This is a genomic window from Siminovitchia sediminis (assembly GCF_042680885.1).
Lineage (GTDB): Bacteria > Bacillota > Bacilli > Bacillales > Bacillaceae_C > Siminovitchia > Siminovitchia sediminis.
Genome location: NZ_JBHUEO010000073.1, coordinates 13454 through 29311 on the forward strand (window position 1 = coordinate 13454; position 15858 = coordinate 29311).

Here is a 15858-nt window from a genome sequence, read left to right on the forward strand (position 1 = left end):
TGAAAGATGTTTCAAAGCAGTTTAAATTCCTCATTTTGATTGGTGAAAGTTAAGGCCGAACCGCGTACTAAAAGGGAAATCTTACTCGTTCATATAATACTCCTCTTACATCGGAGGCAGAACACTGTCACTATTGCACCATCCATTGTCAGCCCCCCTTACCTTTTCATGAGGCATTGCAAATTCGATAATTTTTTCTATCAAGTCTACTTTGTTATGAGTGATCGCCCAAAGAAAAAGATTGTCCAATACCTCATGTGAAGGCCGTTGATTTTCATAAATGGACATTACTAAGGTACAGTCTGTATCTTTCACCTCGATTTTCTGATGGATCTCGGATGACTTGTTTTTTACTAATTTTTGATATAGGGGCGTGAATACAGCCATGACTTTTTTAGGATGAATTACATTCATTTCATAACATTCCTTTCTTTTTATTTTTATACACAAAAAGGGTAATTGTCTATCTTAATTACACATGACGAATAAAGGTTTGATAAGTTCCGAAAAAACAAAAACACGCCACCCATATGAGTGACGCGTTTACGAACTTATTTATAAGGGTCAAAGGTGACATAGCCTGCATATGTTTCAGCAGGATTTTCCTTATTATTTAATCGGTATACACACCGTCCTAAAACTCTTTTTTCGGGGCTGCCTAAATCAGCCATAGTTAATTCGTATTCTTTACCGACACCATGTTTTTGACGGGCAGCTTCTTCAATTGTATTCCATAATTCTTTCCCTTTTTTAAATTCCCTCATCATTAAACCTCCTATCAAATTTCAAATGCTGCAAATCCCTTTTCGTCCGTAAAATCCTCGATTCCTACAATTTGATCAGAGAAAGGTTTAACGTAATTATGAAATCTTTCAGGGCCGATCACTAAGGAAAGGACATTAAATTTCTTGTCTTTCTTCTTCTCATTGAAGGTTTCGATAAATTCTTCTCCTACATGGTCATCGCCATCCGTAATAAAGATGACGTCCGCTTTTTCAAAACGACTTTGGTTAATTACACCTAAAGCTCTATTCAACGGATTTTGGAAATTAGTTCCACCACCAAGAAAGTTGGTTGCAAAACGCGTCATATCCCGAATGGAGATTTTCCCCTTCTCAAAGATATGCTGTTCGGAACTACTGGAAAATGGAATATAGCAAAAATCCCGTTTCTGCCGTTTAGCAATCCACATGAGTGCGAGGGCAAATCCTTTCGCTTGTGAATCAAGGTTTTTCATACTGCCTGATTGATCCAAACAAAGGACAATAGGGCCTTTTCCAAGCGTCTCCTTGCCTTTTTGGTCATAGACAAGTGTTTCAGCTTCCGTCAGGCGGCGTGCAAAGTCCAATTTCGTAATTGGATTCGCGTATTGTGCCAATTCTGACGGTAACAGGCGTTCAATCTCATTTCCAATGGTAACACCGCTTCGATCGATGGAATCGCTATGCTTCGACTTTTGCTTCTTCCGGGCAATAGCTTTCATCCGTCCGGCCCATTCAGCCACGATTTTTAGCTTATCGTTTTTGGACAAGGCTTCGGCCAATGCAAGCTGTTCCCGTAACGGTACTTTTTTGAGTTCCGCTTCTTCATTCCCGGAACCGCCGCCGATCATGGATTTCACTTTGTCCTTCAAATCATTTGTATCATTCATCGCCCGCTGCATGGCTTGTTGGAACCCGTTCCCCGGTTGATTAAGGGCATCCTTCAATTCCTGATTAAGGGCTGCCGATGTTTCTTGAATCTGTTGGTCTTGTCTCCCATCCGGATTATTATTTTTCAAGTCTTGCAGCTGCTGCATGAGTTCCTTCATTCGTTCATTTTCTTGCTCCTGTTGTTCAATCCACTTTTTCGTTTCCTCCCCGAATTTCATCGTGCCGATCGCGGAAGTGAGTTCATCCAGTTTTGTATGGATTCGGTGCTGTTCAAAGTCCTCGTCAGACATCATCCGTTCCACGATCGCATGGTTCTGTTGAAGATGATCCGGTACTTCTTCCTTCAAAATAGGTTTCATCTTGTAAAGACTTCCCCACATATCTCCAAGCAGATGATCGAACCCGGGATAGGATTTTGCAAGTTCCTGCATCCCTTTCGAGTTATCATAAATCGAATGGAAACGCCGTTTATCGAAACTGTCCATGTTGATGGTAGACTGATCTTCGTATTTGCTGAACTTAGATTTCTTTTTCATCTGAAACACTCCTTTGTTTTAATCGAAAAACAAGAAAAGAGGGGTAATTCCCCTCTTTCGATTTTAGAAAACGTTTCTTACACAATCGGGTCCAGAATGCTTCCGACGATTTCATTTTGAATAGCCGTCACTTCTTTGATGGCTTCGTCAATCTGCTGTTCACGGCCCGGATTCTTCGTTTTCAAGGCATTCAGTTCATTTACAATGATTTTCAATTTCTTCGTTGCTTCAAGACTGCCTTCCGTAGAAGGATTCTGTTTGAGCATTGCTTGAATCTCTTTCGTTTCTTGACGTGCCTGGTCGATTGAACGTAGAACAGTGTCTTGTGCAAGCGATCGGACGATTTTCACTGTCAGGTCCTTTTGATCCGGCGTTTCCCAAAGAGCATTTTCAAGGAACACAATGTCGTTTACGAGAACGTGCTGCCGCTGTTCGACAAGTGCTTTTGCCTTTAGGACGGATAAGGATTGCTTAAACCGACGATCGGAAGGGAAAATGCCTTCGTTTCGTAACTCCATGCGGATTTCAGCCAACTTCTGATAGACTTCCGGCGGAATGGATACCATTTCCGAAAAGAATTGCAGATTCATAAGTTCCTGCATATCCATACTCGGTAACGGTTGATTCCCGCTGTCTTGTAGCATAGCGATGAAATTGTTATCATCGGCCACATAATCGACTTCAAAACGCAGAAGGAAACGGTCAAACAAGGCTTCTAATCCTTCGCCTTCTTCCGGGTATTCGTTCGAGGAACCAATCACGGACATTAATGGTACTTGAACCGGATGGCCGTTATTATAAAATTTCCGTTCGTTAATCAGTGTCAATAAGCTGTTTAAGATTGCACTGTTGGCCTTGAAGATTTCATCAAGGAAGGTGATATGGGCTTCCGGCAATTTATTTGCCGTATTCCGCTTATATACCCCCTGCTCCAAGTCTTTCAAGGAAAGAGGACCAAATAGTTCCTCCGGCGTACTGAATCGTGTCAGGAGCCATTGGAAATGATTCATCCCGGTTACAATCTTTGCAATATCCGCCGCCAATGCGGACTTCCCTGTTCCGGGAGGTCCGATCATCAGCATATGTTGACGGGAGATCAATGCGATCAGGATTGCTTCGACTTCCTTTTCACGTTCGAAATACTTCGCGTTCAATGCGTTTTTAATTTCAGCCAATTTTTGTAGGTTTGTCATTTTTATTCATCCTCTTTCACACATAGTATTTTTAAAAAGACGACAGCCGTGAACAGATATGTCACTGGTCGTTACAATCCTTTTACTTCCTTGAATTGGGCAGTCAATCGTTCAAGCCGTTCATTGCTTGCTGAATGACTTCTGGCGTGTTTGGCCATTTCCTCGACAGCATACATGATATGGGCTAACGAAGTGATTTCTGTGGCCCTCATTTTCAGTTCCTGCTCCCGAAGTTCCAATTCCTTTTCTTTCAACTCATTCGCTTTTTTTAGTTCCAATGAAATATCACGTAAAAGATACTCGTAATTATTCATCGTTCAAAACCCCCTTTCATCTATCGGCGATTTATACAATCTGCTTGTCCGCTTCAAGAATCTTCGCCCGTTTCAAGGATTCAAGGAAAATTTGACGTTTCTGTTCCCTCGGTAAGAAACCGGCCATTTCTTCTTCCTGATAGCCGATAAGCGTCCTTCCTCTGCCAACGATAATCAGATTGACCAACAAATCCGGATGCCGTTGGATTAACCAGTGCAATTGTTTGATGGACAACCGTTCAATGAAGATTCCTTCCTTCATCAGCTTTTTAACTTTGGCGGAACGTCCTGAAAGGATTTCCTCTACTCCACGAAAGCTATTTTGTAGAATTTCAATTAGCTGCTCGTAGGTCAGGGCTTCCCTTTCAAGGCATTTTTCCGAATAACGGACGCCATTTTTAGCAAAATACTCACGCACTTTTCGGACTTGCGGCGTGTTTTTCACATAAAAAATCTGTACATCAGATTTCATTTTATAAACTCCTTTCGATGTTCTTTTAAACAGTCAATCTTCCATGTTGTCGACCAATCGGGCGACTTCCCTTTTTAAATGCAGAATTTTTTCCTCAAAGAAGGACGCTTCGCTCTGTACAATACTGCGATAGTCCTTATAGTCTTTGATGATTCCGTTCGCATGGTTAATCAAATCCTTAACTTGCGATTTCCGGAGATTTCCGCTTCCCTTGCATTCAGCAAGCAGGGTGTCAAAATGATCGGACAGCTTTTGCGATACCATCTGCACATTGTCATAGGTGTTGACGATCGGTACTTTAAAGCATTCGCTATTTTCAAGCGATGACGTAAAATTCACCAATTTCGTCAGCCCCTCGGTGTACGCATTCGGCACAAAATAAACGCCGCCATTTGGACGAACCGGCGTCGGTGCAAGGCTGTTCAGGATTTTCGATACCATTACCCGGACTTGTTGAGCCGAATAATATTCTTTGTAAATATTGAACTTTTCCTCTGCAATTTTGCATAAGTCCTCCGTTATCGGATCTGACGTAACAAATGTAAGGGAATTGTTCTTTTTATCAAGCGTGATGATTCCCGCATTGCTTTCGTAATCGAGCCGTTTCCCGGATTGATCCACTGTCTCCACGACAATGTTTCGTTGAATCATATCCTTGTCAGCAAAGACTTCACGGATCAGATAATTTTTAAAGACGTTCGTTTGGGCAGTGCCTTTTTTTACTTCAATCTCCTTTGTTGCTCGGCGAAACGCATCCGACGAACGGATCGGGTTCGGCATGAAAGCCTGGTCAATTCCGGCTGCTGTTAGGGCTGCCTGCAAATCATCCGCTTTGACAAGTTGCTTGCCGACGCTGAACCACATTAGATGCCCGAGAATCGGTTCATCCCCTTTTACATTTTCAACCGCTGTGACATTGTTAAGATCAATTGTCATCTCAATCCATCTCCCTCATATATTGGTTTTTTAAAATAAAAAAACGCATCTACGGTCCGGAGAAACCCGTGTAAATACGTTTTAAACAGAACTCTTTCACATTTTTACGATTTCATTGAACCGGAATTTTTCAGGTATCGGCTTCCTTGAACGCAAGGCTTTCAGAATTTCGTACCGGATCAGCTGTTGAAGATAGAGTGACACATCCATGTTGTCAAACTCTGCATTACAGGAAGGGCATACATTCATCGGATAGCGTGTCACGTCAATCGACACTTCTTTTCCGTTGACCATTTCCTTGTATGTTTTCAATTTGTTCCGGATGACGGTTTTCTGTTTATCGCAATACAGGCAGTTCATGTCAGAAACGTCAAATTCGGCTTCGTCAATCGAACGGATGACCAATTCATCAAGCGAAAGCGAATACAGACTTCCTTTCAGTTTTGCGATAGTCTTTTGCCGATCACTCATCGTTGCTACCAAGTATTCCATTGAAAATCCTCTCCTTTGGCATTTTTAATCGTCCGGGTTACAAAAACAGACCCGTTTATCAAATCCTTCATTCCATTTCCATGCGTGGCTTTGCGGGTTATAGGCCGTTACAGCTACCCATAAATTTTCGCTCACCATGTCAATGACAATATGCAATGGTCGATAATTCCTACCGACATATCCAAGCAGCATAATCGAAGTCGCTTTTGCGGTTTTGTTCCGCTCAACGACCCATCCGCATTTTAGAACTTCTTTGAAATCAGCTTCTGAAATTGACCGTTCAAAACTTCTTTTGTAGAAGTGCTTATCGCAAAGGATTTTGTGTTTCCCGTCACCCATTCTGGCACGGAACATATCCAATTCTCTTTGGCCAATTGCACAGAAACGGTTTTGCAGATGTTCCCACCGTTCCCGTTTCCTCTGACATTCTTCTTCGTCTTTGCATACCAATGTTTCTATGCTAATCATGACTTTTTACCCTGCGATGCCTATACAGAAAGGGAGAACCCTTCTGTATAAAGCACACAGAGGGCTTCCTCCCTTCTCTTTGTGTATAGTCCACCGTGAAAACAAAACTTGTTTTCATTGAAACTTTCGCTTCTTTGTCCAACCTCGCTTTCTCAACTATTTTTCTAAACAGAAAAAAGCCGATCATTCCAAAGAACAATCGACTTTTTATATATTTCACGACTAAGATCGTGGAAATATTAAACCTATTATCTTTTGCAAATTGCACTTTTCGGACAAAATGTCCACCTGCCATTTCCCCTAAACAGGAGAATACGAAGGAACAAAAACTTTATGCCAACTCTCCACTCCAATAAAAATAAAGGAAGGTATGAAGGCTTCTACACAACGTGTAGCTTTTAGATAAATATATACATACAGTGTAACAGACAAATTGACTGAATACAATAAAGACTGAAAGGCTTTTGAAATGAAAAAAGAGCCAAAGTACGCAAGTAGTGCATAAAAACTTGCATATTTTAGGCTCTTTAATTTTATTTCTTATTGTGTTAAAGCACTCGTTAGCTTAATTTCACAAACATTTTATTTTATATGTTCTCTTCTACAAGTCGAAAGTCTATTTGGTCTAATATTTATGAAAATTTTAGGAGTGGTTTAATGGTTGTACCCTTATGAGCGTCTTCTACTGCTTTATTGATGTCTTCAAAAGAGTAATACGTAATCAATTTATCAAACGGGAATTTCCCCTGCTTATATAGTTCGATTAATCTAGGGATATATATTTGAGGAACACCTTCACCCATCAAAAATCCTTCATAGTTTCTTTCAAAAAGAATCGTATTGATATCCAACGTTACTTCCGAACCAATAGGACCACCCGCCACTTGTACCGCTCTTCCTGTTACAGTAAGTGAATCCACCGCATTTCTCGAATTTTCAGGGCGACCGCTGGACTCAATAGCGTAGTTTACACCCTTTTCAGCAATCTTCATGATTGCTTCTAAAACATTTCCTTCTCTTGCGTTAATGGTATGTGTGGCTCCTAATTCCTTTGCTAACTCTAATCGGTTTTCTTGAACATCAACGGCAATAATAATGCCGCAATGACATACATTAGCCGCCATAATTGCACTTAATCCTACTGTACCAGCGCCAAAGACAACAATGCTTGTGCCGGGTTCCGGTTTTAATTTATTTAATACCGCTCCACTTCCAGTCTGTACCCCACAACCTAGCGGTCCGAGCATTTCAAGTGGAACATCTTTTGGGACCTTTATGACGTTTCTTGCATTGGCTACCGCGTAATATGCAAAACTAGATTGTCCGAAAAAGTTAGAAGCATCTTGCCCCTCTACGTGTAAGCGAGTAGATCTATCTGCCATTCTTCCTTCAAAATTCAATTCATAAAACCGCTCACAGGCATATGCTTTGCCGGTCAAACAATTGTCGCATGAACCGCAAGAACTATAAGAAAGAACAACATGGTCACCGGGTTGAATATGAGAAATACCGTTGCCGACTTTTTCAACAATCCCTGCCCCTTCATGACCTAGTACTGCAGGAAGTGGAACCGGTTAAGCTTGTGTTTGAGCAAGAATATCGGTGTGGCAAATTCCGGTCCCTACAAGACGAATCAACACTTCATTCGTTTGTGGTTCGTCTATCGTTATGTCTTTAATTTCAAATGGTTCACCACTTCCAAAGGTAACAGCAGCTTTTGTTTGCATGGAAAAACCTCCTTATGATGTTTACTTAATTAAATTTCCCATTTAAGGTGTTTGTACTCCCTTTTCCCAAATCCTTATTGAACTAACCTCCCTTTAGTACAGTAAGCATTGCTTTACAAATATGAATAAAAATAAATGTGTATACAGGTTTAACCTTAAATAATGATTCATAAAGTTTAATAAACATACTGCCAAAACATACATCAGTTAATTGCCAGAAACAGTTATCTTCTTCACCAATGAGTCTCCTGATAGAGAAGACTATTTTGATGTGTAGATTCAATTTTTTGTATATTGAAAAGTTTATGGATGACAAGGGTAAGTAATTATCACTTGTGAGTAAACGGTGTTAAAAATATTTGAATTAATATCGGGGGCTGGTGGAAACTGGCTGAGATTGCAACTATTCCGTTACTGACCGTGACAACCTGATTGTTATCCTCATCTAACTGATTTTGGTTATCGTTACATCCTGTTCCAAACCCGATCACGGCTAAAATGGAAAGAAAAATTTTTATTTTGGTTATTTTGTCTTTCATGAAACCATCTCCGTTTTTCCCATTATTTAAAGGAATTAAAAAAGGTTGGCCTCCCAACCAACCTTTTTTATCTTACTCATTATTGTTGTTTGTATTGAGGTTCTTCTTGTTCAATTTGTTGAACGCGTGGTTCAATGCTGTTAATAACAGATTGGGTTTGTTTAGCAGCATCTTGGTAAAGTTGCTTTGCCTGTTGATTATCTGTACCAAGAGCAAATGTTTCGAAACTTGCTTGTGCACTTTTTAAGCCTGCTAGAGCTGTCTTAACATCATTTATTACTGTCATGATGAATCCTCCTTGAATTTTTTTTGACCTTTTTAGATTACCTGAATCAGAATTTTCTTATGTGGTGAATTTTTTGGAAATATAGTTATAAAATTACTTTTGGTGAATAGCACCATTTTTTCTGTAGTAACCTCGTTTCCAAATCCCCATCAATTCTTCTATTTGGCGACGATTATAGGATTGCGATGTATAATCTTTTTGGGTAATATGTCTCATCTCAAATTTTTTCCACCGTTCCCTTTACTGAACTTAATTAAACACAATAAATATAGAAAACGCCTATAGTGACGGTTCATGTTAATATGGAGTGCGCTGTTACACCGTATGATTAAAAATAAAAAAGGGATTTACGTATATTGCAAATCCCATCTATCCATCTTAGCTAAAAGATTATAATAGTTTTATTCTTCCGATGCAGATGCTTGGGCTTGTAACTGAGATTGTACTTGACTAATTAATGTTTGTATTTGTGCAACCTCATTTGATGCTTGTTTTAATGCTTCTGAAGCAAGAGTAGTATTAGCAGCAGATTGTTCAATCGCTGAAGTTATCATATCTTTTACAATAGAAGAGGCTGCCTCTGCTTGTTTTAATTTATTAGTATCAATTTGATTAGCCATGCTACTTCCTCCTGTTTGTGGTTTAGTACAAAAGATAGAATGCCTCGAATAAATTGTTTTATCCTCAATTCTAAATAGCAATTATTCCTTTGGATAGACAATTATTGAGATTCCTTTCGTTTTAAAATTAAGCCAAAATATTACTAAAATAAATCTCCTGTAGCTAGGCTCTCCTTTTTCTGTAATAGGATGCTTTTCTAAAACTGACTCAGCTTATCCCTTAAATGAATAATTACATAGTAAATGTAAAAAATATATTTGTTAAAAATAACTAAGGAGATGATACAAATGGCATTAATACCTTATGATCCATTTAGACAATTAACTAACATTAGGAGAGATTTTGACAGATTATTCAATGATTTCCCTTTTCATTTAGACAATGATATGAATCAATTGGGGAATATAAGAGTGGATGTTCATGAAACAGATAAAGAGGTAGTAGCAACTTGTGACATTCCAGGCTTACAGAGTAAAGAAGATGTAAACATTGATATTGAAAATAATGTATTGAGAATTAGTGGCTCAATTAACAGAACTAATGAGATTAAAGAAGAGAATATGCATAGGAGAGAAAGATACACAGGTAGCTTTCACAGAGCTATTACACTACCAACTCCTGTTTCTGAGGAAGGTATAAAGGCTTCTTATAAGAATGGTGTACTAGAAGTTATCATGCCTAAACAAACTCAAACAAATAAAAAGAGAATTGATGTGGATTTCCATTAAAAATGAGCAGTTTGCTACCTGTTATGAAAGAGTTTGGCAGGGATTACTTGCAGGAAATTGCTGAGGAACAACCTGACCTAGTTGATTTGCTAATTTTAAGCTGCCATTTACCTCAGGCAAAGAAAAAAATTATTTTAAATGAGCTGACAAATAATATTAAAAATTCCTACCAGCATTTGAGGTAATGCTTTTCTTTTGTAAGCCAGAACTATAAAAAATAAGCATACCTTAACCGTACGCATCATAAATCACCGTATATCATGATTTTTTTAATCAGATATACGGTGATTTCATTTTATCTGCCACATTCTGCTTGGATCATTTTTGACCAAGGCATATATTGATTTAAAATTTCCGAATGTGGATAGATATCAAGATTCGGAAAATCCGTCAGTAACTTCAAGAGATAACGATAGAAATCCACTCCGTTTGCTTTTGCCGTTTCTGCGATACTTAAACAGATGGCGTTGGCTTTTGCACCAGCTTCACTGACGGAAAAGAGCCAGTTTTTTCTTTTATGTGTTTAAGTCCTAAAAGGAAAAACTGGATTTTTGCAAACACTCCGAAAGGAGCGAAGGCTAGTGCTGTAACTTATAGTATTGTAGAAACAGCCAAAGAAAATGGGCTTAATCCTTATCAATACTTGATGTACATTTTCGAGAAGCTTCCCAATGTAGATGCGAGTAATGAGAACGCCATTGATCGGATTTTTAAAGCCTGATTTTCTACTTCTGTCAAAAATGTCTCGTCATATTCAAATTCCTGTACCTCCGATAAATATCTTATATTTTTTGCTGCTTCAATTCCTCGCCTACGCAAGGCTTTCGATTTTACCAAATCACAATAATAAATGGTATTCGCTGTAGTTGGTACTGAGCCAGCTAATTGAGTAAGATAGGTTACGCCGCCCACATCCTCCAGTATCCCTTTTTGATTTAGTTGTTCGGAAACAGTGACCACATCAATATCTTTATAGCCACCCTTTATACTCTTTAATTCTGGTTTTAATTCTTCCTCTGGAATAAGTAATGATAAGGTTTTGAATAGTTTGTCATCACCTTTGTTGCTTAACTCTGCTGCTAATTTATTTACATACCAATTAGGTGCTCCTGTCGCAATTAATCATATCGGCACATGTTTCAACAGATTTTTCAAAGCGATAAATAAATACAACTTCAATATATCTTTGTCCATCTTTCGAGTGCGGCTTAATGACTTCTAATTTTTGAAATAGGCCCGAGATTTACTGGTGTTCCATACAATTATAAATTGTTATACACAACTTCCAGTAGCTTGATAATATTGTCTTGACGTTGAAACAGTTCGTCCTGACGTTGAAATAGTTTGTCAAGAGTTTTCGTTATACTTTGAATGGCATTACCTGTGCCATAAAGTTTATTCTTGAACTCTACAAGCCCTTGCTTTATCTTTTCAATTTTATTGTCAATTACATCGGCGTATGCGAGCCATAGTATAAATTCGTACATAAAAGGATTAGATTAGTCATTCCTAGGTCCAGTTTAAAAAATTGGGTATTGCTAGGCCTAGTTTCGTATTGCAAAAAATGTGCTATTGCCGTTTATTATTTTCAGGATAGTATTTAACAACAAGAGTCAAATTGAACAGTTGTTTTTCAGTCTTTTTTCATATCGAGAAACATATACTCAGTAAGAATGACTTTAGAATAGGAGGATCTAAATGACAAACAACAACCTGTTAAGCTTTTATGATCCATATGTTTATCAGACATTAACAACCATTGTTGGTAAAATTGTTACTGTTCAAACCATAAGAGGTAGCGTTCGTGGCTCCTTGAAAAATGTATTGCCAGATCACATTGTTGTCGAATCTAACGGAACTCCCTTTTTTATTCGTACCCAGCAAATTATTTGGGTTTTTCCTGGTTAACAAAAAGGAAGTGGAGGGGAAATAATGTTTAAAAGAATAAATAAATTGGCAATTGAACTTCCTATACCCGCACACGGCGATATGAATGCTGCAGCAGCAGTACAAGAACTCTTGGGTGGCAAGTTTGGGGAGATGTCTACCTTAAATAACTATATGTTTCAGTCTTTTAACTTCAGAAATAAAAAAAAGCTAAAACCATTCTATGAGTTAGTGGCAAGCATTACAGCAGAAGAATTTGGTCATGTAGAACTTGTTTCTAATACGATTAATTTGTTATCGGTAGGTAATACTTTTCCAGGGAATCCGGATATCACTCCACTTCAAAATGGGAAGGATGCGAGAAACACCCACCATTTTATTTCTACAGCTCAAACGGCTATACCAGGTGATTCAATGGGAAGACCTTGGACTGGTGATAATGTTTTTAATAGTGGAAATCTGGTTTTAGATTTAACACATAACTTTTTTCTAGAGATTGGTGCACGTACACATAAAATGAGAGTTTATGAGATGACTGATAACCCAGTTGCTAGAACCATGATTGGGTATTTACTTGTTCGTGGAGGAACACATATCCTCGCCTATGCGAAAGCAATCGAAATTGCTACAGGGGTAGACTTGACGAAAATGCTTCCAGTTCCAAATCTTGATAACTCAAAATTTGATTATGCCAGACCGTTCATAGAAAAAGGCTTAAGCAATGTGCTATTCACATGGAGCGAAACAGAATACAGGGATATCGGAATGATTTGGAAAGGAACAAATCCGGAAAATGGGCAACCGCTTGAAGTGAAAATTGGTACTCCTGAAGGCGGACCAATTCCAAACTTAGAGGAGTTACCTGAAGAATTTGCTCCTGGTATTACTAGGGACGATTATGAATTAATCAAAAAACGTCTAATGGAAAATTTATAATAGATTTTTTGTAGGAAAGTTTTTCAACGACCTGGAGGATTTGAAGCAACTATAAGAGGATATTTTTACCAAGCAGCTAGAGAAACAGAAATTAGGTTAGCAAGGAGACTAATTAAAGGAGAACGATTTCATCCATTACTTCCTTTGAGGTAATGCTTTTCTTTTGTAAGCCCGAACTATAAAAAATAAGCATACCTTAACCGTACGCATCATAAATCACCGTATATCATGATTTTTTTAATCAGATATACGGTGATTTCATTTTATCTGCCACATTCTGCTTGGATCATTTTTGACCAAGGCATATATTGATTTAAAATTTCCGAATGTGGATAGATATCAAGATTCGGAAAATCCGTCAGTAACTTCAAGAGATAACGATAGAAATCCACTCCGTTTGCTTTTGCCGTTTCTGCGATACTTAAACAGATGGCGTTGGCTTTTGCACCAGCTTCACTGACGGAAAAGAGCCAGTTTTTTCGACCCATCACATTTGGACGAATGGCATTTTCGGCTGGATTATTATCAATTTCGATACGGCCATCCTTCAAGAATGCTTTTAGTCCATTCGCTCTGTTCAGAGTATATTCAGCTGCTTTTGCAAGCGCATTTTTGCCGTAGAATGGTGATTTTTCAACCCAGTCAAGGAATTTCTTAACGATTGGCAACGCAAACTTTTGACGTTTCTTTCTTCGCTTACTGGGAGACAGATGCTTGAATTTCCTTTCAAGTCGATACAAAGCATCACAATAGCTGACACCGATTTGTCCGTTCTTGCTGTTCGCTTTCATCCAACAACGGCGAACATGCGCCCAACAATTTGCGAAGGTGACGCCTTCTATTTTGTCATAGGCCGAATAACCATCACAGACAATCGTTCCGGAATAATCTTCAATGAAGCTTTCGAGAACAGACCGAGCACGTGATAATGAACTTTGAAACAGGACAATCGTTGGACCTTGACTGGGCACACTTCGATAGACCCAATTGTAGGCGTTAGACTGACCAGATTTGCCATCGGAACGGTTGATAATTTGTGAATACGTTTCATCGACATGTAGAATGGTTTTAGCCATCATCAAAGACTTCATTCGTTCGTAAATAGGCAATAGCCAATCGTGTGAGGCACGAATGACCCAATTGGAAAGGTTCTTATCATTCGTGTTCAGGCCATAACGCTCCCATTCCTTTACCTGACGGTAAAGAGGAAAGTATTGTGAAAATTTATCATACATCACTTTGGCAAGTACGCTAGGACTTGCGATGCTACGTTGAATGGGAGGTTGTGGCGCTTTACCACGTTTAATCTGCCCTTTTTGTAATGAATCGCTTTTGCATTTTTTACATTCATAAGCGTGTTCAATATGTTGAACTTTCATCATTTTCGCAGGAATAAATTTCGCCTCTTCACGCACGATTGTACTGCCCATTTCTATCATTTGATCATGGCAACCGTCACAGATTGTATTTGCTGGATGATGGTGAATAGCTTCTATTTCAATATCTTCACGCAAGGAATCATTTCGTTTTTTTGGTTGAATTTTTCGTACAACAGTATAAGAAATGGTCTGTTGGCTTTGTTCTTCTGTGTGCTCAGGATCAGTAAAAGACGGGTCATCCTCAAATAAGGACACTTGCCCGTCGGGCGTATTGTATTTGGATTTTTCTGTTTTAGAGCCATATAAGAGCTTGGTTAAGTGTTGAAGTTGTTGCGTTAACGATTCAATCTGTTTCAACGATTGATCCAACTTTTTCGATAACTCTTTATTTTGTTGATTCGAATGAGCTAATTGATCTTCAAGCAATCGAATTAATTTCTCAGATTGATTTTCATTCGTAGAAGAAACGTTCGTCACATCATTCACCACTTTCGTTCAGTTTCGTTCAGTTTCGTTCCTCCTATTATAATCAGTTCGAACAGTGAAAATAAAGATAAAAATAACGACTTGAACGAATTTAGAACGCACCTTTTGGCGATGGTTGAATGGCTTTTGGCTGCTGAATGGATAACCCTTCAAGGAGCCAGCGAAGCTCCTGTTGTGAAAGATGGCGTACTTCATTTTCATCTTTTGGCCATTGAAGTTTTCCACTATCCAAACGCTTATACAGCATGGCGAAGCCATCACCATCAAAATACAGACATTTATAGCGGTCTTTACTCCACCCTGAAAATAAGAAAATGGAATCGCCATATGGATCAAGTTCGAAAGAATCTTGAATCAGTGTGGCAAGCCCATCAATTCCTTTTCTCATATCTGTCTTACCGCAAATGATATAAATGTTTTTAACACTTGTATAGTCGTGTTTCACCCATTTTTCAACTCCCTCATGACCGCTTGGATGATATGCTCATCTACACCGTTAAAGAAGGAAATTTCAGCGTTTGCTGTTTTAATCGTGCAAGTAGGATTGGAGGAAAGCACTGTTGGCTTTGTTGCAGAATTATTTTCGTTTTCGGTATGTAATGTAACGGGAACAATGGTTAGTTTTTGTTGTGGCATAGGAAAAGCACCTCCTTTTATTGATACATGTATCGTACCAGGAGGTGCTGCGTGTTTATATGCGTTGTTTGAATGGGGGCTTACGGTAATCTTCACAAATAGACGTTAGTAATTTATTTTTAAAATAGAATATGTTCTTTGTGATAAGAGTGCAATTCTCATTAATTTAAATAATTTAACTTACCTATAAAGGAAATAAACATAAATGATTTTTAGTTTTGCACGAATTATTTCGTCAGCTCAAGGAAACTTACCTTATTACACAATAAATAAAAAAACGGAGTGAACTTTTACATTATAAAAAAGGGATTTAGATATATGGGATCAAGGGAGTAATAGTAACTTTACTTAAGTTTAAATTATTATTTACTTATGGGATTTCGGAGCATTAAAGTACCTAAAGAATTACTTTCTTTAGATACTTTAATGCCTTTTAAGAAAGGGGTGTAACCGTCAAGTAGTTCTGAACAGTTTCTGCTCATTAATTTTGAACACTTTTCGCTTGAAATAAAGTCTCACGATATTTGATCCTGTGACTGGCTCCGTCAAAGTGTAGAACTTCAGAGCGGT

22 protein-coding genes and 4 pseudogenes are annotated in these 15858 nt (G+C 38.5%); 6 read left to right on the forward strand and 20 right to left on the reverse strand.

Annotated elements, in window-relative coordinates:
• Nucleotides 1–105: 105 nt before the first annotated feature.
• From ACFSCZ_RS16785 to ACFSCZ_RS16855, 15 genes and pseudogenes are all read right to left on the reverse strand, one after another.
• Complete coding sequence (locus tag ACFSCZ_RS16785; protein WP_108897248.1) at nt 106–414, reverse strand: hypothetical protein; 309 nt, start codon at nt 412–414, stop codon at nt 106–108.
• A 137-nt stretch (nt 415–551) separates the two neighbouring features.
• Complete coding sequence (locus ACFSCZ_RS16790; protein WP_108897247.1) at nt 552–764, reverse strand: hypothetical protein; 213 nt, start codon at nt 762–764, stop codon at nt 552–554.
• 14 nt (nt 765–778) lie between these two features.
• The gene (locus tag ACFSCZ_RS16795; RefSeq protein ID WP_108897246.1) at nt 779–2188 is read right to left on the reverse strand and encodes a vWA domain-containing protein; all 1410 of its coding nucleotides are present in this window, start codon (nt 2186–2188) and stop codon (nt 779–781) included.
• A 77-nt stretch (nt 2189–2265) separates the two neighbouring features.
• A complete protein-coding gene (locus tag ACFSCZ_RS16800) occupies nt 2266–3381 on the reverse strand; it encodes an AAA family ATPase (protein WP_108897236.1) in 1116 nt (371 codons plus the stop codon).
• A gap of 71 nt (nt 3382–3452) precedes the next feature.
• The gene (locus ACFSCZ_RS16805) at nt 3453–3695 is read right to left on the reverse strand and encodes a hypothetical protein (RefSeq protein WP_041844943.1); all 243 of its coding nucleotides are present in this window, start codon (nt 3693–3695) and stop codon (nt 3453–3455) included.
• 31 nt (nt 3696–3726) lie between these two features.
• On the reverse strand, nt 3727–4167 hold the full coding sequence (locus ACFSCZ_RS16810) for an ArsC/Spx/MgsR family protein (RefSeq protein ID WP_108897235.1): 441 nt from the start codon (nt 4165–4167) through the stop codon (nt 3727–3729).
• A 33-nt stretch (nt 4168–4200) separates the two neighbouring features.
• Nucleotides 4201–5103: a DUF6744 family protein gene (locus ACFSCZ_RS16815; protein ID WP_380775573.1), complete on the reverse strand. Its 903-nt coding sequence runs from the start codon at nt 5101–5103 to the stop codon at nt 4201–4203.
• Nucleotides 5104–5199: 96 nt separating this feature from the next.
• Nucleotides 5200–5595 carry a hypothetical protein gene (locus tag ACFSCZ_RS16820; RefSeq protein ID WP_041902047.1) on the reverse strand — a complete coding sequence of 132 codons (396 nt, stop codon included), beginning with the start codon at nt 5593–5595 and terminating at the stop codon, nt 5200–5202.
• Between the two features lie 24 nt (nt 5596–5619).
• Nucleotides 5620–6063 (reverse strand): DUF4258 domain-containing protein, encoded by a 444-nt coding sequence (locus tag ACFSCZ_RS16825; protein WP_150917679.1) that lies wholly within the window; start codon nt 6061–6063, stop codon nt 5620–5622.
• A 632-nt stretch (nt 6064–6695) separates the two neighbouring features.
• Complete coding sequence (locus ACFSCZ_RS16830; protein WP_306421345.1) at nt 6696–7310, reverse strand: zinc-binding dehydrogenase; 615 nt, start codon at nt 7308–7310, stop codon at nt 6696–6698.
• Between the two features lie 27 nt (nt 7311–7337).
• Nucleotides 7338–7622: pseudogene (locus ACFSCZ_RS16835) on the reverse strand (alcohol dehydrogenase catalytic domain-containing protein); the annotation flags it as partial.
• A 15-nt stretch (nt 7623–7637) separates the two neighbouring features.
• Nucleotides 7638–7790, reverse strand: coding sequence for a hypothetical protein (locus ACFSCZ_RS16840; RefSeq protein ID WP_235372130.1), 153 nt, complete (start codon nt 7788–7790; stop codon nt 7638–7640).
• Nucleotides 7791–8119: 329 nt separating this feature from the next.
• Nucleotides 8120–8329, reverse strand: a complete 210-nt coding sequence (locus tag ACFSCZ_RS16845; protein WP_380775577.1) for a hypothetical protein — start codon at nt 8327–8329, stop codon at nt 8120–8122.
• A gap of 79 nt (nt 8330–8408) precedes the next feature.
• Entirely contained in the window at nt 8409–8615 is a 207-nt protein-coding gene (locus ACFSCZ_RS16850; RefSeq protein ID WP_041844991.1) for a DUF1657 domain-containing protein, read from the reverse strand.
• A 401-nt stretch (nt 8616–9016) separates the two neighbouring features.
• A complete protein-coding gene (locus ACFSCZ_RS16855) occupies nt 9017–9235 on the reverse strand; it encodes a hypothetical protein (RefSeq protein WP_041844990.1) in 219 nt (72 codons plus the stop codon).
• 288 nt (nt 9236–9523) lie between these two features.
• Here ACFSCZ_RS16855 and ACFSCZ_RS16860 point away from each other — a divergent pair, with 288 nt between their 5' ends.
• Entirely contained in the window at nt 9524–9964 is a 441-nt protein-coding gene (locus ACFSCZ_RS16860; protein ID WP_150917682.1) for an Hsp20/alpha crystallin family protein, read from the forward strand.
• A 2-nt stretch (nt 9965–9966) separates the two neighbouring features.
• Nucleotides 9967–10149, forward strand: a complete 183-nt coding sequence (locus ACFSCZ_RS16865; protein ID WP_041844988.1) for a hypothetical protein — start codon at nt 9967–9969, stop codon at nt 10147–10149.
• A 110-nt stretch (nt 10150–10259) separates the two neighbouring features.
• On the opposite strand, the pseudogene ACFSCZ_RS20175 reads toward ACFSCZ_RS16865, so the two are convergent.
• Nucleotides 10260–10478, reverse strand: a pseudogene (locus ACFSCZ_RS20175) (IS66 family transposase); the annotation flags it as partial.
• Nucleotides 10479–10499: 21 nt separating this feature from the next.
• Here ACFSCZ_RS20175 and ACFSCZ_RS16870 point away from each other — a divergent pair.
• Nucleotides 10500–10685 (forward strand): annotated as a pseudogene (locus ACFSCZ_RS16870) (transposase domain-containing protein); the annotation flags it as partial.
• Here the strand turns inward: ACFSCZ_RS16870 and ACFSCZ_RS16875 are convergent.
• Nucleotides 10601–10924, reverse strand: a complete 324-nt coding sequence (locus ACFSCZ_RS16875) for a DnaB-like helicase N-terminal domain-containing protein (protein WP_076315514.1) — start codon at nt 10922–10924, stop codon at nt 10601–10603. The pseudogene ACFSCZ_RS16870 and the gene ACFSCZ_RS16875 overlap by 85 nt on opposite strands.
• A gap of 738 nt (nt 10925–11662) precedes the next feature.
• On the opposite strand from ACFSCZ_RS16875, the gene ACFSCZ_RS16880 reads away from it, so the two are divergent.
• From ACFSCZ_RS16880 to ACFSCZ_RS16890, 3 genes and pseudogenes are all read left to right on the forward strand, one after another.
• Nucleotides 11663–11872: a YuzF family protein gene (locus tag ACFSCZ_RS16880; protein WP_031538343.1), complete on the forward strand. Its 210-nt coding sequence runs from the start codon at nt 11663–11665 to the stop codon at nt 11870–11872.
• A 24-nt stretch (nt 11873–11896) separates the two neighbouring features.
• Nucleotides 11897–12787 (forward strand): manganese catalase family protein, encoded by an 891-nt coding sequence (locus ACFSCZ_RS16885; protein WP_031538344.1) that lies wholly within the window; start codon nt 11897–11899, stop codon nt 12785–12787.
• An 18-nt stretch (nt 12788–12805) separates the two neighbouring features.
• Nucleotides 12806–12922, forward strand: a pseudogene (locus tag ACFSCZ_RS16890) (cell wall hydrolase); the annotation flags it as partial.
• 128 nt (nt 12923–13050) lie between these two features.
• Here ACFSCZ_RS16890 and tnpC read toward each other — a convergent pair.
• From tnpC to ACFSCZ_RS16905, 3 genes are all read right to left on the reverse strand, one after another.
• Nucleotides 13051–14643: an IS66 family transposase gene (gene tnpC, locus ACFSCZ_RS16895; RefSeq protein ID WP_380775581.1), complete on the reverse strand. Its 1593-nt coding sequence runs from the start codon at nt 14641–14643 to the stop codon at nt 13051–13053.
• A gap of 100 nt (nt 14644–14743) precedes the next feature.
• Nucleotides 14744–15097, reverse strand: a complete 354-nt coding sequence (gene tnpB, locus ACFSCZ_RS16900) for an IS66 family insertion sequence element accessory protein TnpB (RefSeq protein WP_140384346.1) — start codon at nt 15095–15097, stop codon at nt 14744–14746.
• Nucleotides 15094–15288, reverse strand: a complete 195-nt coding sequence (locus tag ACFSCZ_RS16905) for a hypothetical protein (protein ID WP_039238838.1) — start codon at nt 15286–15288, stop codon at nt 15094–15096. Before ACFSCZ_RS16905 ends, tnpB begins: the two co-directional genes overlap by 4 nt.
• Nucleotides 15289–15858: the final 570 nt, after the last annotated feature.